Origin of the sequence: Serratia grimesii (assembly GCF_900186025.1) — a bacterium.
Lineage (GTDB): Bacteria > Pseudomonadota > Gammaproteobacteria > Enterobacterales > Enterobacteriaceae > Serratia > Serratia grimesii.
This window is the reverse complement of the sequence record NZ_LT883155.1, coordinates 1782259-1801805: the sequence shown is the minus strand read 5'-3', so window position 1 is coordinate 1801805 and position 19547 is coordinate 1782259. Positions and strand designations below refer to the sequence as shown.

Below are 19547 nucleotides of genomic sequence, written 5' to 3'. Positions count from 1 at the left end.
ACCGCCCCCCGTCATTACTCGCCTTTAGCCGCTTTGAAAGCTTCAGCCATAGCGTTAGAGAAGTTGCTTTCTTCCTGTTTGTTGTTAACAGTAGCGATTGCATCTTTCTCGTCAGCTTCGTCCTTAGCACGTACGGACAGGCTTACTACGCGGTTCTTACGGTCAACGCCGGTGAATTTAGCTTCAACGTCGTCACCCACATTCAGAACCAGAGTTGCATCTTCAATGCGGTCGCGAGAGGCTTCAGAAGCACGCAGGTAACCTTCTACGCCGCCTGCTAATTCAACTGTAGCACCTTTGGCGTCAACTGCAGTGACTTTACCAGTAACAATAGTACCTTTCTTGTTCATAGACAGGTAGTTATTGAACGGGTCTTCAGCCAGTTGCTTCACGCCCAGGGAGATACGCTCGCGCTCTGCGTCAACTTGCAGAACAACCGCTGCGATTTCGTCGCCTTTCTTGTATTCACGAACTGCTTCTTCGCCTGCAACGTTCCAGGAGATGTCAGACAGGTGAACCAGGCCGTCGATGCCGCCGTCCAGGCCGATGAAGATACCGAAGTCAGTGATAGACTTGATTTTACCTTCAACGCGGTCGCCCTTGTTGTGGGTTTCTGCAAACTGCTGCCATGGGTTGTTTTTGCACTGCTTCAGACCCAGGGAGATACGACGACGCTCTTCATCGATGTCCAGAACCATAACTTCCACTACATCGCCCACGTTAACAACTTTGGACGGATGGATGTTTTTGTTGGTCCAATCCATTTCAGAAACGTGTACCAGACCTTCAACGCCTTCTTCGATTTCTACGAAGCAGCCGTAATCAGTCAGGTTGGTTACACGACCAGTCAGCTTAGTGCCTTCTGGGTAACGTTTCGCGATAGCAACCCATGGATCTTCGCCCAGTTGCTTCAGGCCCAGGGATACACGAGTACGCTCGCGGTCGAACTTCAGCACTTTAACAGTGATTTCGTCGCCAACGTTGACGATTTCGCTCGGATGCTTAACGCGTTTCCAAGCCATATCAGTGATGTGCAGCAGGCCGTCAACGCCGCCCAGATCAACGAATGCACCGTAGTCAGTCAGGTTCTTAACGATACCTTTAACTTCCATGCCTTCCTGCAGGTTTTCCAGCAGTTGATCACGTTCTGCGCTGTTCTCTGATTCGATAACCGCACGGCGAGAAACTACAACGTTGTTGCGTTTCTGGTCCAGCTTGATGACTTTGAACTCAAGCTCTTTGCCTTCCAGGTGCAGAGTGTCACGTACTGGACGCACGTCTACCAGGGAACCTGGCAGGAACGCACGAATACCGTTCAGCTCTACAGTGAAGCCACCCTTAACTTTGCCGTTGATAACACCGACGACAGTTTCAGCTTCTTCGTAAGCTTTTTCCAGCGTGATCCAAGCTTCGTGACGCTTAGCTTTCTCACGGGACAGCAGAGTTTCACCGAAGCCATCTTCAACAGCGTCCAGCGCAACATCAACTTCGTCGCCTACCTGGATTTCCAGCTCGCCCTGTGCGTTTTTGAATTGCTCAGCCGGGATGGCAGACTCAGATTTCAGACCGGCGTCAACCAGTACTACGTCTTTGTCGATAGCAACTACAACGCCACGAACGATGGAACCCGGACGGGTTTCGATTGTTTTCAGGGATTCTTCAAAGAGTTGAGCGAAAGATTCAGTCATGTTTAATCTTCAGGGTTCTATAGTTTAACGTCCATTTAGCATCCCGCCGAATGGGGTTGTTTCACATACCCCGCCATTGGCTCCATGCCGACAGGGTTTAGGTTACAGGGGTAAAATTTTACCCGATATAGTTCGATACTACCATGACAAATATGACAAAAAGCCAATAACGTCGCCGCGCTTACTGCTGCGGCAACGCTAAAACTTCATGTGCATAAGTCAGCGCACGCTGGATGACTTCGTCGATCGACATGCTGGTTGAATCCAGCACAAGGGCGTCAGAAGCCGGCACCAGTGGCGCGATAGGCCGATTACGGTCACGGTCATCCCGTTCCTTTATCTCGGCTAAAAGACGTTCAAAGTTAACATTAAAGCCCTTTTCCTGCAACTGTAGCATGCGGCGGTGCGCACGCTCCTCAGAGCTGGCGTCCAGGAAAATTTTGACTGGCGCATCAGGGAACACCACTGTGCCCATGTCACGACCATCGGCAATCAGGCCCGGGGACTCACGGAACGCCCGCTGGCGACGTAACAAGGCTTCACGTACACGCGGGAAAGCGGCGGCCTGCGAAGCGGTATTACCGACAGTTTCAGTGCGGATCTCATTGCTGACATCCTCACCTTCCAAAATAACCTGCAGTTTGCCATCCTGGGCAATAAAACGAACATCGAGATGTGCGGCCAGTGGAACCAGCGCCTCCTCAGACGTGATATCGACCTGATGATGCAGCGCCGCTAACGCCAGCACGCGATAAATCGCGCCGGAATCAAGCAAACGCCAACCAAGGGATTCGGCCAACGCTTTACACAACGTGCCTTTGCCTGCGCCACTTGGTCCATCAACGGTTATCACCGGGGCTGTAGCCGTCATTTCTCTCTCCTTCAGGTAGAAAACCTCACAGGGACATAACCTGCCATCAGCACAATGCGAAAGCATAATTAAACGCGTCCCTGTCGTCCGCCCAGTCGGGGCAGTCAGTCACGGTGGCGCATTATACGCTGCCAAGCGGCGAACTGTTACCCTGGAACTGTCTGGTTGTTGAAAATAAGCGTATGACCGCGCAAAAGTATAGCGGACGCCCCAGGCAATGAGGATTAAAAAACGACAAAGGCCCAATGAAGGGCCTTAAAAGACAGTATCTGACTACGGTTAGGCTAATTGACTGATGCGCGCCAGCTGTTCGAAATAGTCCGGGAAAGTTTTCGCGGTGCATTTCGGGTCGAGGATCGTGACCGGCGTATCCGATAACGCCACCAATGAGAAACACATCGCCATGCGATGGTCATTGTAGGTCCCGATATCAGCAAACGTCAGTTTAGCCGGCGGTACCACATGAATATAGTCTTCCCCTTCATCCACTTCGGCCCCCACTTTACGCAGCTCAGTCGCCATTGCAGCCAGACGGTCAGTCTCTTTCACTCGCCAGTTATAGATATTACGGATAGTCGTCGGGCCTTCGGCAAATAAAGCGGCGGTTGCGATGGTCATCGCTGCATCCGGGATATGATTCATATCCATATCGATACCGTGCAGTTCACCGCGAGTACATTCGATATAGTCATCACCCCAGGTGATGCGCGCGCCCATTTTCTCCAGCACGTCGGCAAACTTAGTGTCCCCTTGAACGCTTTTTTTGCCAATGCCCGTTACGCGCACGGTTCCGCCCTTAATTGCCGCCGCCGCCAGGAAGTAAGACGCTGAAGAGGCGTCACCTTCCACCAGATAGTCGCCTGGTGAACGGTAGTTTTGACGGCCATTAATGTGGAATACGCGGTAGTTGTCGTGGCTGACCTCAACACCGAAAGTACGCATCAGGTGCAGCGTAATATCAATGTACGGCTTGGAAACCAATTCACCCTTGATATGAATATTGGTGTCTTGGTGTGCCAAAGGTGCTGTCATCAGCAATGCTGTCAGGAACTGGCTGGAAACACTGCCGTCAACGGTCACATCGCCGCCATGGAAACCGCCGCGCAGACGCAACGGGGGATAATCCGTTTGCTCTAAATAATCAATTTGCGCGCCGCCCTGGCGTAAGGCATCAACCAGATGACCGATCGGGCGTTCTTTCATACGTGGTTCACCTGTCAACACCACATCATTGCTACCCAGGCACAGTGCCGCCGCCAAAGGGCGCATTGCGGTACCAGCATTACCGAGGAACAGTTCAAGTGGTTGGTTGGCCACCAGCGGGCCGGCAACACCCTCAACTTTACAGGTGGTGCGATCGTCAGACAGTTGATAGCTCACGCCCAGCGCCTGCAGCGCATTCAACATATGGCGCACGTCGTCGCTGTCCAGCAAGTTGGTCAACGTCGTCGTCCCCTCCGCCAGTGCAGCCAGCAGCAGAGCACGGTTGGAGACGCTCTTGGAGCCGGGTAAGTTGACGGTGCCATTGACCAAGGCGACCGGTTGTAACGTCAGGGAATCCACCATGTGAACAAAAATCTCCAAAATCTGATAAACGAAACGGCCCCGGAAATAATGCCGGAGCCGCTTTAACTCAAAAGGACAACAGCGAGAGTTGCCCACGTAATGCGGGCAACCCGGCTTAACCGTGACGACGTTCGAAGTCAGCCATAAAGTCGGTTAATGTCTGCACGCCGGCCAGCGGCATTGCATTGTAAATGGAAGCACGCATACCGCCAACCACTCGGTGGCCTTTCAGCGCCTGCAAGCCAATGGCCTCAGCTTCACTGAGGAACACTTTATCCAACGCGGAGTCAGCTAACTGGAACGGCACGTTCATCCAGGAACGGTTAGCAAGAGCCACACGACTACGGTAGAAGTCGGAGTTATCAATGGTCGCATACAACAACTCGGCTTTAGCCTGATTGCGTTTGTGCATTTCCACCAAGCCCCCCTGCTCTTTCAGCCATTTGAACACTAAGCCAGACAGATACCAGGCAAAGGTTGGCGGGGTATTAAACATAGAATCGTTTTCGGCCAGCACGGTGTAATCGAGAATCGATGGCACTTCACGACGCGCTTTACCCAGTAGATCTTCACGCACGATCACCAGCGTCAAGCCTGCAGGACCAATGTTTTTTTGCGCACCGGCATAAATCACACCAAAACGACTAACGTCCAGCGGACCAGAAAGAATGGTGGAAGAGTAATCGCCGATCACCACTTTATCGCCGAAGTCAGGAATCTCATCGATGGCCACGCCGTCGATGGTTTCATTCGGGCAATAGTGCACGTAGGCCGCGTCGTCGCTTAACTGCCACTCTTTCATCGGTTTGATACCGAGCAGGCCGTCAACAGACGTTTTTACGTCAATGGTGTTTGGTGTGCAGTATTTTTTCGCTTCGGTGATGGCGCTGTGCGCCCAATAGCCGCCGTCGATGTAGTCTGCGGTGGTTTTTTCTCCCAGCAGGTTCAGCGGCAGCGCGGCAAACTGTGCGCGGGCACCGCCGTGGCAGAACAGCACTTTATAGTTGGAGGGGATTTTCAGCAGATCGCGCAGGTCCTGTTCGGACTGCTGAGCAACTTCAATAAACTCTTTACTACGGTGGCTGATTTCCATCACCGAGGTGCCAAGACCATGCCAGTTGCACAGTTCCTGTTCAGCACGACGCAATACTTCAACCGGCAGCATGGCCGGACCAGAGCTAAAATTATAAACCTGAGTCATTTCCCCTCACCACATTCACTATTCGCCAATGATACTGGCCTACCGAAATACGCCCGAATTATTCCATCGGTTTTATCACTCGCGTCCCCCGCCTGCAATGGTTATTCGCCCGATGCGGGGAAACCCTTTCTCTCGGCAATAACAGGCTCTGCCAAATGACCGCTCTTTTCTACAATAAAACGCTGTGACAATGGCCAATTCAGTGGGTTAACGCGGTTTTTTATGCTGTATTCAGCCGACATAGCTAGGGGGCTCACAGGCCCCCGAATGAAGAAAATGCATTCAACTCAATATTGATTGAACATTTGCTGGATCTGTTTTGGATCTTTAGTCTGCGTCAGTGCTAATTGCAGCAGGACCCTCGCTTTCTGTGGGTTCAACGTGCCCGCGGCGACAAAGCCAAACTTGGTATCATCCACTTCGGCGTCTTCAGTCGTGGACCCCGTAGGCACTCTCGAAGAACGTACTACCGCTACGCCGTTATGTGCAGCCGTTGCCAAGGTGTCGAACACCGTTTTGTATAAGTTACCGTTACCCACCCCTGCGCTGACGATCCCCTGATAGCCTTCGGCGATCAACGCCTTGGCGGGCGCATCAGACGCATTGGCGTAATTATAGATAATGCCGACTTTAGGCAGAACGGTCAGGTTGGACACGTCAAACGGGGTTTCTGTCGTGTGCTTACGCTGCGGCGAACGCTGGTAGTCGACCTTACCGTTATGTAGATAACCAAGCGGGCCATAGTTAGGTGACTGGAAAGTCTGTACCGAAGTGGTATTGGTTTTGGTCACATCGCGGGCATCCAGCACGCTGTCGTTCATCGCTACCAGCACCCCACGTTTAGCTGATTGCGGATCTGCCGCTGTCACTACTGCGTTATACAAATTGAACGGTCCGTCAGCACTCATTGCCGTGGCCGGACGCATCGCCCCGACAATCACCACTGGCTTGTCGCATTTAACGGTCAGATCAAGAAAGTAGGCGGTTTCTTCCAACGTGTCCGTGCCATGGGTAATGACAAAACCATCAGTCTTGGCACAGTCAGCGTTGATTTTCTTCGCCAGCGTCAACCACACTTCATCATTCATATCCTGTGAACCGATGTTCACTACCTGCTCCCCCTGCACATTGGCGACATTTTTCAGCTCCGGTACGGCATTCACCAGAGCATCAACGCCCAGTTTGCCTGCCGTATAGTTGGATTTTGTCGCCGACTCGCCGCCACCGGCAATGGTGCCGCCGGTCGCCAACAGGGTGATATTTGGCAATGCCAGCGCAGAACCGCTTGCGCCTGCCAACAGTAGCGCCAGAACACTGAGTTTCACTGATTTCATTGGGTTTCTCCATGATAGATAACCCGCTGAATTATGGTCTTTATCCACAAAAAAACTGTGACTTTGCCATCGCTTTAGGAATACATGGAGCTTGAGCGCAAAACCCCGTATCATTGCGCGTTTTTAGTACGCTCAAAAAGTGAAGACAATGACGCAAACTTTTATCCCTGGCAAAGACGCTGCGCTGGAAGACTCTATCGCCCGTTTCCAACAAAAATTAAGCGATCTGGGTTTTAATATCGAAGAAGCTTCCTGGCTGAACCCGGTTCCACACGTATGGTCCGTTCACATCCGCGATCGTGATTGCCCGTTGTGCTTCACCAATGGTAAAGGCGCCAGCAAAAAAGCGGCCCTGGCCTCGGCTTTGGGCGAATACTTTGAACGCCTTTCTACTAATTACTTCTTCGCCGATTTCTACCTGGGTAAACAAATTGCCGAAGGCGATTTCGTGCATTACCCGAATGAGAAATGGTTCCCGATTCCAGCCGATGATTCGCTGCCGGCCGGCATTCTCGACGAACGCCTGCATGCGTTCTATAACCCTGATCAGGATGTTAACGCCAGCGATTTGATCGATCTGCAATCCGGCAACGGCGATCGCGGCATCTGCGCGCTGCCTTTCGCGCGTCAATCAGATCAACAAACTGTTTATATCCCGATGAACATCATCGGTAACCTGTACGTGTCCAATGGCATGTCAGCCGGTAACACCGCCAATGAAGCCCGCGTGCAAGGTCTGTCTGAAGTGTTCGAGCGTTATGTGAAAAACCGCATTATCGCCGAATCCATCAGCCTGCCAGAGATCCCGGCCGAGGTCCTGAACCGCTATCCTGGCGTGGTAGAAGCCATTGCCAAGCTGGAAGAGGAAGGGTTCCCAATCCTGTCTTATGACGCCTCTTTGGGTGGTAACTACCCGGTGATTTGTGTCGTGCTGTTCAACCCCGCTAACGGTACCTGTTTCGCGTCATTCGGTGCCCACCCTGATTTTGGCGTGGCACTTGAACGTACCGTCACTGAACTGCTGCAAGGCCGTAGCCTGAAAGATCTGGACGTGTTCACCGCGCCAACCTTCGACGACGAAGAAGTGGCAGAGCATACCAACCTGGAAACCCACTTTATCGATTCCAGCGGTTTAATCTCTTGGGACATGTTCAAACAGGATGCAGATTATCCGTTTGTCGACTGGAGCTTCAGCGGCAGTACGCAGGAAGAGTTCTCTACCCTGATGAGTATCTTCGATAAAGAAGGTGCTGAAGTGTACATCGCTGACTACGAACATCTGGATGTTTACGCCTGCCGTATCATCGTGCCGGGCATGTCCGACATCTATCCGGCGGAAGACCTTCTGTTGGCCAACAACAGTATGGGTGCACACCTGCGCGATACGCTGCTGGCATTGCCAGGCAGTGAGTGGGAGCCAGAAGAATACCTGGCGCTGATTGAACGCCTGGACGATGAAGGTTTGGACGACTTCACTCGTGTGCGTGAGTTGCTGGGGATTGCTTCTGGTAAAGACAACGCCTGGTATACCCTGCGCGTCGGTGAACTGAAGTCAATGCTGGCTCTGGCGGGCGGCGATATGGACCAGGCACTGATCTGGGCCGAGTGGACGCAGGATTTCAACGCTTCTGTATTGAGCCCGGAACGCAGCAACTACTACCGTTGCCTGCAAACCCTGCTGTTGCTGACGCAGGAACCTGATCGTGATCCTGCACAGTATTACACGGCCTTCGTGAAGATGTATGGTCAGGAAGCGGTAGATGCTGCCTCAGCAGCTATCAGCGGCGAAGAGCGCTTTAATGGCCTGTTCGCTGTCGATAGCGATTTGAAAGCATTACCCGCTCATCAGGCGCTGTTAGCGGCCTACGAAAAACTGCAGAACGCCAAACGCCGCTATTGGGCTCAGGCATAATCTCAGTCTCTGTGCGCCGGCAGCCCCTTGCCGGCGCGATACAAAACACCGCCCCTCTTGCCCCACCTGTTGTCCTTCAAAAAATATTAAAACCTTATTTTGACGGTTAAATAGACGCTTTTTCCTTTTATTTTTTTCAGCTAATTACGCACTTATCGGCAAACAAGATAAATAAAACAGCAATTGTTACACGTCGGTGAAATAATAATTAACCGATAATTAAACCTTAACTGCCGTAAAGTGACAAAACACATGAAAATTTAACCTTATTGGGGTTGTCCCGGCCAAGAATTCAAAATTTTTTATAAACATTAAAAAAATGTTTTTCATTTAAAATCAATATCATAACCAAATAAACCCTGCGAATTATCCGGTTTTTGGCCGCTTTAGTTCCTCGCCTTATGATCCAAATCAATTTTTACCCTATACTGCTTTGCTAGTATCTCATTGCGTTGTTTTAACCCTTAAAAGCGAGAGTTAGTGTGAAAGCTGACAACCCCTTCGATCTGATATTACCTGCAGCAACGGCGAAAATCGCTGAGGATGCAGGTGTGTATAAAGCCACCAAGCATCCGCTGAAAACATTTTATTTGGCGATCACTGCCGGCGTCTTTATTTCAATCGCATTCGTATTTTATATCACTGCGACTACCGGCACTGCCGGTGTGCCTTTCGGCTTGGCAAAACTGGTCGGTGGCATCTGCTTCTCTCTGGGGTTAATGCTGGTGGTGGTTTCAGGCGCCGACCTGTTCACGTCCACCGTGCTGATTGTTATCGCCAAGGCCAGCGGCCGCATCAGCTGGTGCCAACTGGGCGCTAACTGGCTAAATGTCTATATTGGTAACCTGATTGGCGCATTGTTCTTTGTGGCACTCATCTGGTTTTCTGGCGAACACATGGTAGCCAATGGTCAATGGGGCTTGAACGTCCTGCAGACTGCTGACCATAAGCTGCATCACACCTTTATTGAAGCCGTTTGCCTTGGCATTCTGGCCAACCTGATGGTTTGCCTGGCAGTGTGGATGAGCTACTCCGGTCGCAGCCTGATGGACAAAATGTTCGCCATGATCCTGCCAGTCGGTATGTTTGTCGCCAGCGGTTTCGAACACAGCATCGCAAACATGTTTATGATCCCTATGGGTATCGTGGTTAAAAACTTCGCCACGCCAGAGTTCTGGCAAGCCGTAGGGGCAACACCCGAGCAATTTGCTCATCTGACCGTAAGCAACTTTATCATCGACAATCTGATCCCTGTCACCATAGGTAACATCATTGGCGGCGGCTTACTGGTTGGGTTGACTTACTGGGTAATTTATCTGCGCGGTGGTGAACAACAGCACTAAGCTGTTAGTTACCGCGTGCCGAGTTAGAAATCCACAATTAAAGGTAGGTGTATAATGACCGAACTTAACGAGAAGTTAGCCAAAGCTTGGGAAGGTTTCAGCAAGGGTGACTGGCAGAAAGAAGTCAACGTTCGTGACTTCATCCAGAAAAACTATACTCCTTACGAGGGTGATGAATCCTTCCTGGCTGGTGCTACTGAGGCCACCTCCACCTTGTGGGAAAAGGTTATGGAAGGGATCAAACTGGAAAACCGCACCCATGCGCCAGTTGATTTCGACACCAACGTTGCCGCTACCATCACTTCTCACGATGCGGGCTACATTGCTAAAGAGCTGGAAACCATCGTTGGTTTGCAGACTGATGCCCCTCTGAAACGCGCGCTGATCCCATTCGGCGGCATCAAAATGGTGGAAGGTTCTTGTAAGGTCTATGGCCGCGAACTGGACCCACAACTGAAAAAAGTATTCACCGAGTACCGTAAAACCCATAACCAGGGCGTATTCGACGTTTACACCAAAGACATTCTGAACTGCCGTAAATCTGGCGTTCTGACCGGTCTGCCAGATGCTTACGGCCGTGGTCGTATCATCGGTGACTATCGCCGCGTAGCACTGTACGGCATCGATTTCCTGATGGCCGACAAACTGAACCAGTTCAAGTCACTGCAAACCAAACTGGAAAACGGCGAAGATCTGGAAATGACTATCCAGCTGCGTGAAGAAATTGCTGAACAGCACCGCGCTCTGGGCCAGATTAAAGAAATGGCTGCCAAATACGGCTACGATATCTCAGGCCCAGCGACCACCGCACAAGAAGCCGTACAGTGGACCTACTTCGGCTACCTGGCCGCAGTGAAATCCCAGAACGGTGCAGCAATGTCCTTTGGCCGTGTGTCTACCTTCCTTGACGTGTTCATCCAACGCGACATCGAAGCGGGCAAACTGAACGAAGAACAAGCGCAAGAGCTGATTGACCACCTGGTTATGAAACTGCGTATGGTGCGTTTCCTGCGTACCCCAGAATATGATGAACTGTTCTCTGGCGACCCAATCTGGGCGACTGAATCCTTGGCTGGTATGGGCGTTGACGGCCGTACTCTGGTCACCAAAAACAGCTTCCGCTTCCTGAACACCCTGTACACCATGGGGCCGTCTCCGGAGCCGAACATGACCATCCTGTGGTCTGAAAAGCTGCCATTGAACTTCAAAAAATACGCTGCGAAAGTGTCTATCGACACCTCCTCCGTACAGTATGAAAATGACGACCTGATGCGTCCTGACTTCAACAACGATGACTATGCTATCGCTTGTTGCGTCAGCCCGATGATTGTCGGCAAACAAATGCAGTTCTTCGGTGCACGTGCCAACCTGGCGAAAACCATGTTGTACGCTATCAACGGCGGTGTTGATGAAAAACTGAAAATCCAGGTTGGCCCGAAAGAAGCGCCAATGATGGATACCGTACTGGACTATGACAAAGTCATGGAACGTATGGACCACTTTATGGATTGGCTGGCCAAGCAGTACGTGACCGCGCTGAACATCATTCACTACATGCACGACAAGTACAGCTATGAAGCTGCACTGATGGCGCTGCATGACCGTGACGTTTATCGCACTATGGCCTGCGGCATCGCCGGTCTGTCGGTTGCAGCTGACTCCCTGTCTGCTATCAAGTACGCTAAAGTATCTACCATCCGTGATGAAGACGGCCTGGCCGTAGACTTCAAAATCGAAGGTGAATACCCGCAGTTCGGTAACAACGATGCCCGCGTTGATGACATCGCTTGTGACCTGGTAGAACGTTTCATGAAGAAAATTCAGAAACTGCGTACCTACCGTAATGCAGTAGCGACTCAGTCAGTACTGACCATCACGTCTAACGTGGTTTACGGCAAGAAAACCGGTAACACCCCAGATGGTCGCCGCGCTGGTGCTCCATTCGGTCCAGGTGCTAACCCAATGCACGGCCGTGACCAGAAAGGTGCTGTAGCATCCCTGACCTCCGTAGCCAAACTACCGTTTGCCTATGCGAAGGACGGGATCTCCTACACCTTCTCCATCGTGCCAAACGCACTGGGTAAAGACGACGATGTCCGTAAAGCTAACCTGGCAGGCCTGATGGACGGTTACTTCCATCACGAAGCGTCTATCGAAGGCGGCCAGCACCTGAACGTTAACGTGATGAACCGTGAAATGCTGCTGGACGCGATGGAAAACCCTGAGAAGTATCCTCAGCTGACCATCCGCGTATCCGGTTATGCTGTTCGCTTCAACTCGCTGACCAAAGAACAACAGCAAGACGTAATTACCCGTACTTTCACTCAGTCGATGTAATTGCCCCATCCGGGCGGGGTTTCCCGCTCGGTGGTTAAGCTGAAACCCGGGGCCGGATCTTTCCGGCCTTTTTAGCAAATACCGTTCCCTGACTCAGCATGAGTCTGTTTTGCCAGATAGCTATACTAAATGGATATCCGGCAAAACAGTTATCCGGTGTAATAACCGGCCAACAGGAATCGTTCCACCCCAGTCGCCGGGCCCTGCCCGTTTACTGCATCGCTGATCCCTGGCTGGCGGTTATAAGCCTACTTTTAGACTGCGTTTGACAGTCAATATTGGAGAAAACCCCGCAATGTCAGTGAAAGGTCGCATCCACTCCTTCGAATCCTGTGGCACCGTAGACGGACCCGGGATCCGCTTTATCGTTTTCTTCCAGGGCTGCCTGATGCGCTGCCTGTATTGCCATAACCGTGACACCTGGGATACCCACGGCGGAAAAGAAGTGACGGTAGAAGAACTGATGAAAGATACCGTCTCTTATCGCCACTTTATGAATGCCTCTGGTGGCGGCGTCACGGCTTCCGGCGGCGAGGCCATTTTACAGGCCGAGTTCGTCCGCGACTGGTTCCGCGCCTGCCATGCAGAAGGTATCAGTACCTGTCTGGATACCAATGGTTTTGTACGTCGTTATGATCCGGTGATTGACGAATTGTTGGATGCTACTGACCTGGTGATGTTGGACCTTAAACAGATGAACGATGATATTCACCAGAATCTGGTCGGGGTTTCTAACCATCGTACGCTGGACTTCGCCCGCTATTTGGCGAAACGCAACCAGCGCACCTGGATTCGTTATGTGGTTGTTCCGGGTTGGTCAGATGATGACGCGTCTACGCACCTGCTGGGCGAATTCACCAAGGACATGACTAACATCGAGAAAATCGAACTTCTACCCTACCACGAACTGGGCAAGCATAAGTGGGTGGCGATGGGGGAAGAGTACAAGCTGGACGGTGTCCATCCGCCGAAGGCAGACACTATGGAACGCGTCAAAGGCATTCTGGAAAGCTACGGTCACAAAGTGATGTACTGAGCCCTGTAGGCAGCAACAAAAAAACCGGCACACAACAGTGGCCGGTTTTTTTATGCTCAGGCGGCAGCAAACGGCGTGTGTTGAGGATCTGGCTTTTTCAACAGCATCATCAGATAGACCAGTGCAACAGCGGCGATCATCACAAACAGCAGTTGATCGGAATAATTTTGCATCAACAACGCGGTCATCGATGGACCGAGCAAACTGCCAATCGTGTAACTCATTAGCAGCGCCTGATTCATTGCCACCAGCTCATGCGGCATCGCCTTCTCACAGGCCCAAGACATCGCAACCGGATACAGAGTGAACCCAGCACAACCGAGGATGAACAAGGCCGGTGCCATGGCATAGTTACCCAGCATCGCCATACTGGCGAGGATCACCACAAACACCTGGATACGCAGGACCAACAGACGACCATAGCGGTCTGCCAACCGACCGACCGGCCATTGACCAACGATCCCGGAACTGACCAGCAATGCCATCCAGTAACCAACATTCGCGTCGCTCATGCCCTGATGAGATAAATATAACGGCATCAAACCGTACAGCGAACCAAGCACAATGCCGGAAATAATGCAGCCATTGATACCCAGTCGCGCACTGCGACGTTTCAACATCGGCCATACCGCGGCCTGCTGCGGTTCGTCATGTTGGCTGTTCACTCTGGCAAACAACATCGGCAACATAGCGCTGATCACAATGGCAACCACCCACGGAACTACGTTCAGCAATTCAGTTGATACCATACTCAGCAGCAACTGGCCGACGACCGTCCCCAGGTAGTAAACCATCATATAGGCCGCCAGCAGTTGGCCACGGTTGGACAGGTTACCACTGCGCAGCAGTGCGCTTTCCACGATCACCCAAATCCAAGCACAGCCAACACCCGCAAAGAAACGCCAGCCCATCCAGCTCCAAAAATCGAGAGATAATGCCATACCGGCAGTCGCCACAGCGAACACTACACAGGCAAGATGATAGCTGCGAGTAAACCCAATGCGCTGGATCAGTTTACCCGCAATCAACGTGCCAATCAGGTTGCCGGTAAAGTAAGAGGAACTCACCATTCCAATCTGCCAGGTTGACAATTGAGCATGAGTTAACCAAAGAGGAACTAACGTATTCAATACGGCAATGGAAACCGTGAGCAACAACAGACCACAGAGCAGCAGGAGCACTGGGCGAGAATATGCGGACATAGTGAGATTGAAACCGAACGCGCAATGAGAGTGCGCGCATCATGACACTGGCGATAAAAAAGTCAATCAGCACTTATATATCCACCGCACAATTTGTATTTCTCGGGTAGATAGGCGCAACACAGAGCATAAAACGCTATGCTGGTTACTTATAAAATTCGCTGTAAGGAGGGCTTATTATGGAAGGTAAAACAGAGGCTACCGTCACCGCATTGCTGAGCGATATTGGCAGCACTCACGGCGAGCTTTTAGCCATTGTTGAACGCGTTCGCCAGGTTGTCACAACAATGAGCGACAATGTCTGCGAATCCGTCAAATACGGCGGCATTATGTTTTCCCATACGGCATTTTTCTGCGGCGTATTCACCTACAGCAGCCATGTCTCGGTAGAATTCGGTCATGGCTACCAGCTCAAAGACACCCATAGTCTGCTAGAAGGTAATGGCAAGTATCGCCGTCATATTAAGCTTTACTCGATTGCCGATATCGATAAGAAACAACTGGCAGAGTATGTCAGACAGGCTTATGAGCTAGAACTGTCACGCTAAACTGACATACACTCACGGCATATTTTCGATGAACAGCCGCCAGCACTGCGACTTCGCGCACCTGTCGGCTGTTCATTTTCTATCAGAAGTGCAGCTCTAAAGACTCAACTTCGGCAGAGCATTCTTCGCCCCAGGCACTCAGGGTAAGTTGCGCCAATTGCGCCAGCCCTAAGTAGAATGGGTGTCCTGCATTTGCTTGCAGCAATTCCAGATAGCGTGGTGCCCAAGGCAGCACATGTTTCGTCAGCAGTTGCTCTACCAAGCCACCCTGCCGCTCTTCAGCCAACCATGCCACCATCATCAACAAGGTGCCAATATGATCTTCTGGTTCATTACGATCATGTTGTGCTTCAATGCCATTCGACCGTAACCACCGACGCAGACGCAAAGTAGAATCGCCAAACAGCACGTTCTCTTTATCCAGATACACTGAGCCCCACAATGGTGCGGGTAAGGTTTCAGGACCAACAAACAGGCGTTGGTATGCCTCCGCGAGCGATTCTTCCTGCTCATCTTCCAGACCGGTAGCGATCAGCGCAGCCGCCGCTTGACGTTGTTCAGCGTCGCCATATGGCCACTCTTTGACCCACTCAGATTCAGACAAGCTGGCCAACAACCGTTGACCGTCTTCACTTTCTGGCGGTGCATACAACAACACACCCAGCACACGGCCCGTTAAAGCGATATTTTCAAGCGTCATAAATCAAGGATCCTATTAAGGGCACAGCAAACGCGGTGCCTCACAACAATATTAATCGGTTTTCGTCGTACCAACAGTCAAATACTGGCCATAGAACGCACCACATTCACCCCGTTCATCGGCGATAACCAGAATCAAGCAATACCCATCACGCCTACTTTACCATAGCGCAACAGGGGGAAATTCAGCGGTTTCATCCCTGCATGACAATTCCAATCGCACAATAATTAACGGACACTATTGTGCGTTTGGCGCACATACTGGGTGGGATACACGCCGAATTTTACCCTCATAAAAAAAGCGCCCGTAGGCGCTCTTCGTGGAGCATGTAACTCTTTAACCGATATATTCCAGGCCACCCATATATGGGCGTAATACTTCTGGTACCTGAATGCGGCCGTCAGCTTGCTGGTAGTTTTCCAGCACGGCCACCAGCGTACGACCCACGGCCAGACCAGAACCGTTCAGCGTGTGCACCAGACGCGGCTTCTTCTCGGTTTTGCTACGGCAGCGCGCTTGCATACGGCGAGCCTGATAATCCCACATGTTCGAGCAGGAAGAGATCTCACGGTAAGTGTTTTGAGCCGGCAGCCATACTTCCAGATCGTAGGTTTTGCATGAGCCTGCCCCCATGTCACCGGTACACAGCAACATTTTACGGTAAGGCAGGTTCAACAACTGCAGCACTTTCTCTGCATGACCGGTCAGCTCTTCCAGCGTAGCCATTGAGTCTTCTGGACGTACGATCTGCACCATCTCGACCTTATCGAACTGGTGCATACGGATCAAACCGCGAGTATCACGACCATAGGAGCCTGCTTCGGCACGGAAACATGGCGTATGCGCGGTCATCTTCAGTGGCAGAGATTCCTCTTCAAGGATCTCGTCGCGTACCAGGTTGGTCAACGGCACTTCTGCTGTTGGGATCAACGCATAGTTGCTGCTGTCCGATTCTTCTTCCAGTGGTTTGGTGTGGAACAGGTCTTCACCAAACTTAGGCAACTGGCCGGTACCGTACAAGGTTGCGTGGTTCACCAGGTAAGGCACGTAAGTTTCCAGGTAGCCGTGCTGTTCCGTGTGCAGATCCAGCATGAATTGGGATAACGCACGGTGCATGCGAGCGATTTGCCCTTTCATCACCACAAAGCGTGAACCCGTCAACTTAACTGCAGCGGCAAAGTCCAGACCACCGGCCATTTCGCCCAGATCGACATGATCGCGGACCGGGAAATCGTACTGGCGTGGTTCACCCCAGCGGCTGACTTCCTGGTTGTCACTGTCGTCTTTACCGTCTGGCACAGCATCGTCCGGCAAGTTCGGTATCGCCAACGCATAATCACGGATCTCAGCCTGCAGCTGATCCAGTGCGGCCTTGGCAGTATCCAGCTTGTCACCCAGTTCGTTTACTTCGCGACGCAGCGGCTCAATGTCTTCCCCGCGCGCTTTAGCCGCGCCGATGGATTTCGATCGGGAGTTACGTTCGGCCTGCAGTGTTTCAGTTTCTACCTGCAGAACTTTGCGGCGCTCTTCTTGAGAACGCAGCAGATCCAGATCGAGTTTAAAGCCTCGGCGAGCCAGTTTGACGGCGACTGCGTCTAGCTCATTACGCAGCAGATTGGGATCGAGCATGCTAATCCTGTGCTTATTGTTATTGAAAGAAAATTTGATGTTTTATTCGGCTGAATTTGAAGCCGTATAAAGGAAGAGTGATACCCGCTAACCTTACCGCAACGGCAACGCTAGCGGTAGCGTTTTGTCTGGCTATTTTGATCCTGCTCAGCCAGCCATGCCAGCTTTTCACCAATTTTACCTTCCAGACCGCGTGTGGTTGGATGATAGTAACGCGTCTTGGCCATTTCTGGCGGGAAGTAATCTTCGCCGGCTGCATAAGCATTGGGTTCATCGTGAGCGTAACGGTACTCTGCACCCAACCCCATTTCTTTCATCAGCTTGGTTGGCGCATTGCGCAGGTGCTCAGGTACATCATAATCAGCCATCTCTTTGGCATCGCGTATTGCCGCTTTGAAGGCTGTGTAAACCGCGTTGCTCTTTGGCGCGCAAGCCAAATAAACGATAGCCTGGGCAATCGCCCGTTCGCCTTCCGCCGGACCGACGCGGGTAAAGCAGTCCCAGGCCGCGATAGCGACCTGCATGCCACGCGGATCGGCGTTGCCCACATCTTCGGAAGCAATCGCCAGCAACCGACGTGCCACATACAGCGGATCGCCGCCAGCGGTAATAATACGTGCATACCAGTACAACGCAGCATCCGGCGCTGAACCACGCACCGATTTATGCAACGCCGAAATCAGATCGTAAAAGCGGTCGCCTTTATTATCAAAACGCGCACTGCGTTCGCCAGACACTTCTTTCAGTAATTCCGGCGTCAACACACGGATACCTTTGGCGTTGATCTCCGCCATGTCCGCCATCATTTCCAGGCTGTTCAACGCCCGGCGTGCATCACCGCCCACCAGCTCTGACAACATGCGGCGCGTCTCATCCGGCAACTCGATATTCTGCCCGCCAAACCCCCGGCTGTTGTCCTGCATCGCCTGATCCAACACCTGGCTGATATCGTCGGCAGTTAATGCTTTCAACAGATACACACGAGCACGTGACAGCAGAGCAGAGTTAAGTTCAAAGGACGGGTTTTCGGTTGTCGCACCGATAAAAGTAATGGTGCCGTCTTCAATATGCGGCAGGAAAGCATCCTGCTGACTTTTATTAAAACGGTGCACTTCATCAACAAACAAGATAGTGCGACGACCGGCGTCACGGTTCTGACGCGCACGCTCGATCGCCTCACGGATCTCTTTAATACCGGACGTCACGGCCGAAATCCGCTCGACGTCCGCGTGGCCGTAACGACCAATCAATTCCGCCAGCGTCGTTTTCCCTGTACCCGGCGGCCCCCACAGAATCATCGAATGCAGTTGCCCCGCTTCGATAGCGCGCGGTAAAGGCTTACCCGCAGCCAACAGATGCTGCTGGCCGATGTACTGTGCCAGCGTCGTCGGCCGCATACGCGCGGCCAACGGCTGGAACTCATTCTGGGAAAAATCGAGCGACATATTACTCACGCAGACCTCACTGGCGCTGGTCGTCCAGCGTCACCCCCTTCGGCGGGGTAAATTTAAATTTGCTGGCATCGGCAGCAACATTCTGCTGACTTTTCAGCGTGTAAGAGCTGCGCTGGCCGTCCTGCTCAACCGCGGCAAAACTGCGGATAGTGCCGCTGTTATCCACGCTAATGGCGAACTGTTTCAGGTTGCCGCTGCTGGATTTTGGCGTGAGCTCAAAATCATTACCCTTCTGTTTAACGTTGTACTGTTTCCAGTCATTGGCGTTATTACGGGTGATCAGCATAAACGGCGTATTGCCGGTGGCATTTTTCAGCCAGGTGGCGGTCACCTGCTCAACAAAGGGGTTGTAGAACCACAGGGTCTGACCGTCTGATACCAGCACGCTCTCGTCCGGCGAGGTCATGTGCCAATTAAACAGGTTCGGACGTTTCACCCAAAGTTCACCTTCACCCTGCTGTACCGCAGCGCCATCGCTACTGGTTACGGTCTGGGAGAAGCTGGCGTGGAAACTGTTCACTTTCGCCAGGCGACTTTGCAGATCCTGTGCGGCGTCGGCCAACACAGAGGTGGAAGCGAATCCCGAAAGCAGACAACAGGCAACTAACAGTTTTTTCATTATTCCAGATACCTTATGAAATGCGTTAACCGCAAGGCGGTGCCGTGCGGGTCAAATTAACCCTTAACACCCTTACTCTACCCGAATCCATCAACCTGCATATAGGC

The 19547-nt window shown here is 52.0% G+C and carries 15 protein-coding genes; 5 read left to right on the top strand and 10 right to left on the bottom strand.

The genetic code is table 11. The annotated features are described in order from the left end of the window. Positions 1–14: 14 nt before the first annotated feature. The 5 genes from rpsA to ansB all read right to left on the bottom strand — a co-directional run bounded on the left by rpsA (position 15) and on the right by ansB (position 6660). The gene (rpsA, locus tag SGBXF1_RS08370; RefSeq protein ID WP_020826130.1) at positions 15–1688 is read right to left on the bottom strand and encodes a 30S ribosomal protein S1; all 1674 of its coding nucleotides are present in this window, start codon (positions 1686–1688) and stop codon (positions 15–17) included. Between the two features lie 181 nt (positions 1689–1869). Next, complete coding sequence (gene cmk, locus SGBXF1_RS08365) at positions 1870–2559, bottom strand: (d)CMP kinase (RefSeq protein ID WP_037421943.1); 690 nt, start codon at positions 2557–2559, stop codon at positions 1870–1872. Positions 2560–2838: 279 nt separating this feature from the next. Further along, positions 2839–4125: a 3-phosphoshikimate 1-carboxyvinyltransferase gene (aroA, locus tag SGBXF1_RS08360; RefSeq protein WP_061807211.1), complete on the bottom strand. Its 1287-nt coding sequence runs from the start codon at positions 4123–4125 to the stop codon at positions 2839–2841. Between the two features lie 115 nt (positions 4126–4240). Next, a complete protein-coding gene (gene serC, locus SGBXF1_RS08355) occupies positions 4241–5326 on the bottom strand; it encodes a 3-phosphoserine/phosphohydroxythreonine transaminase (protein ID WP_037421937.1) in 1086 nt (361 codons plus the stop codon). 287 nt (positions 5327–5613) lie between these two features. Then, positions 5614–6660 carry an L-asparaginase 2 gene (ansB, locus tag SGBXF1_RS08350; RefSeq protein WP_037421934.1) on the bottom strand — a complete coding sequence of 349 codons (1047 nt, stop codon included), beginning with the start codon at positions 6658–6660 and terminating at the stop codon, positions 5614–5616. 148 nt (positions 6661–6808) lie between these two features. On the opposite strand from ansB, the gene ycaO reads away from it, so the two are divergent. The 4 genes from ycaO to pflA all read left to right on the top strand — a co-directional run bounded on the left by ycaO (position 6809) and on the right by pflA (position 13288). After that, positions 6809–8572 (top strand): 30S ribosomal protein S12 methylthiotransferase accessory factor YcaO, encoded by a 1764-nt coding sequence (ycaO, locus tag SGBXF1_RS08345; protein WP_186428157.1) that lies wholly within the window; start codon positions 6809–6811, stop codon positions 8570–8572. A 482-nt stretch (positions 8573–9054) separates the two neighbouring features. Continuing rightward, positions 9055–9915 (top strand): formate transporter FocA, encoded by an 861-nt coding sequence (focA, locus tag SGBXF1_RS08340; RefSeq protein WP_037421929.1) that lies wholly within the window; start codon positions 9055–9057, stop codon positions 9913–9915. A gap of 54 nt (positions 9916–9969) precedes the next feature. Continuing rightward, positions 9970–12252, top strand: coding sequence for a formate C-acetyltransferase (pflB, locus tag SGBXF1_RS08335; protein ID WP_037421926.1), 2283 nt, complete (start codon positions 9970–9972; stop codon positions 12250–12252). 295 nt (positions 12253–12547) lie between these two features. Continuing rightward, positions 12548–13288, top strand: coding sequence for a pyruvate formate lyase 1-activating protein (pflA, locus tag SGBXF1_RS08330; RefSeq protein ID WP_037421923.1), 741 nt, complete (start codon positions 12548–12550; stop codon positions 13286–13288). Positions 13289–13344: 56 nt separating this feature from the next. On the opposite strand, the gene SGBXF1_RS08325 is transcribed toward pflA, so the two are convergent. Further along, the gene (locus SGBXF1_RS08325) at positions 13345–14490 is read right to left on the bottom strand and encodes an MFS transporter (RefSeq protein ID WP_037421919.1); all 1146 of its coding nucleotides are present in this window, start codon (positions 14488–14490) and stop codon (positions 13345–13347) included. A 179-nt stretch (positions 14491–14669) separates the two neighbouring features. Between SGBXF1_RS08325 and SGBXF1_RS08320 the strand changes: the two genes are divergently transcribed. Beyond that, on the top strand, positions 14670–15038 hold the full coding sequence (locus SGBXF1_RS08320; RefSeq protein ID WP_037421915.1) for a DUF1801 domain-containing protein: 369 nt from the start codon (positions 14670–14672) through the stop codon (positions 15036–15038). Positions 15039–15120: 82 nt separating this feature from the next. Here SGBXF1_RS08320 and dmsD read toward each other — a convergent pair whose 3' ends face one another. From dmsD to lolA, 4 genes are all read right to left on the bottom strand, one after another. Continuing rightward, positions 15121–15738 carry a Tat proofreading chaperone DmsD gene (gene dmsD, locus SGBXF1_RS08315; protein ID WP_037421912.1) on the bottom strand — a complete coding sequence of 206 codons (618 nt, stop codon included), beginning with the start codon at positions 15736–15738 and terminating at the stop codon, positions 15121–15123. A gap of 336 nt (positions 15739–16074) precedes the next feature. Beyond that, a complete protein-coding gene (serS, locus tag SGBXF1_RS08310; RefSeq protein ID WP_037421909.1) occupies positions 16075–17367 on the bottom strand; it encodes a serine--tRNA ligase in 1293 nt (430 codons plus the stop codon). A gap of 110 nt (positions 17368–17477) precedes the next feature. Next, positions 17478–18821: a replication-associated recombination protein A gene (locus SGBXF1_RS08305; protein ID WP_073963420.1), complete on the bottom strand. Its 1344-nt coding sequence runs from the start codon at positions 18819–18821 to the stop codon at positions 17478–17480. 7 nt (positions 18822–18828) lie between these two features. Then, complete coding sequence (gene lolA, locus SGBXF1_RS08300) at positions 18829–19440, bottom strand: outer membrane lipoprotein periplasmic chaperone LolA (RefSeq protein ID WP_037421903.1); 612 nt, start codon at positions 19438–19440, stop codon at positions 18829–18831. Positions 19441–19547 lie beyond the last annotated feature (107 nt).

Excerpts from the sequence above, each read along its gene's own strand:
- rpsA (WP_020826130.1), bottom strand. The coding sequence starts at position 1,688 with ATGACTGAATCTTTCGCTCAACTCTTTGAAGAATCCCTGAAAACAATC.
- cmk (WP_037421943.1), bottom strand. The coding sequence starts at position 2,559 with ATGACGGCTACAGCCCCGGTGATAACCGTTGATGGACCAAGTGGCGCA.
- aroA (WP_061807211.1), bottom strand. The coding sequence starts at position 4,125 with ATGGTGGATTCCCTGACGTTACAACCGGTCGCCTTGGTCAATGGCACC.
- serC (WP_037421937.1), bottom strand. The coding sequence starts at position 5,326 with ATGACTCAGGTTTATAATTTTAGCTCTGGTCCGGCCATGCTGCCGGTT.
- ansB (WP_037421934.1), bottom strand. The coding sequence starts at position 6,660 with ATGAAATCAGTGAAACTCAGTGTTCTGGCGCTACTGTTGGCAGGCGCA.
- ycaO (WP_186428157.1), top strand. The coding sequence starts at position 6,809 with ATGACGCAAACTTTTATCCCTGGCAAAGACGCTGCGCTGGAAGACTCT.
- pflB (WP_037421926.1), top strand. The coding sequence starts at position 9,970 with ATGACCGAACTTAACGAGAAGTTAGCCAAAGCTTGGGAAGGTTTCAGC.
- pflA (WP_037421923.1), top strand. The coding sequence starts at position 12,548 with ATGTCAGTGAAAGGTCGCATCCACTCCTTCGAATCCTGTGGCACCGTA.
- SGBXF1_RS08325 (WP_037421919.1), bottom strand. The coding sequence starts at position 14,490 with ATGTCCGCATATTCTCGCCCAGTGCTCCTGCTGCTCTGTGGTCTGTTG.
- SGBXF1_RS08320 (WP_037421915.1), top strand. The coding sequence starts at position 14,670 with ATGGAAGGTAAAACAGAGGCTACCGTCACCGCATTGCTGAGCGATATT.
- dmsD (WP_037421912.1), bottom strand. The coding sequence starts at position 15,738 with ATGACGCTTGAAAATATCGCTTTAACGGGCCGTGTGCTGGGTGTGTTG.
- serS (WP_037421909.1), bottom strand. The coding sequence starts at position 17,367 with ATGCTCGATCCCAATCTGCTGCGTAATGAGCTAGACGCAGTCGCCGTC.
- lolA (WP_037421903.1), bottom strand. The coding sequence starts at position 19,440 with ATGAAAAAACTGTTAGTTGCCTGTTGTCTGCTTTCGGGATTCGCTTCC.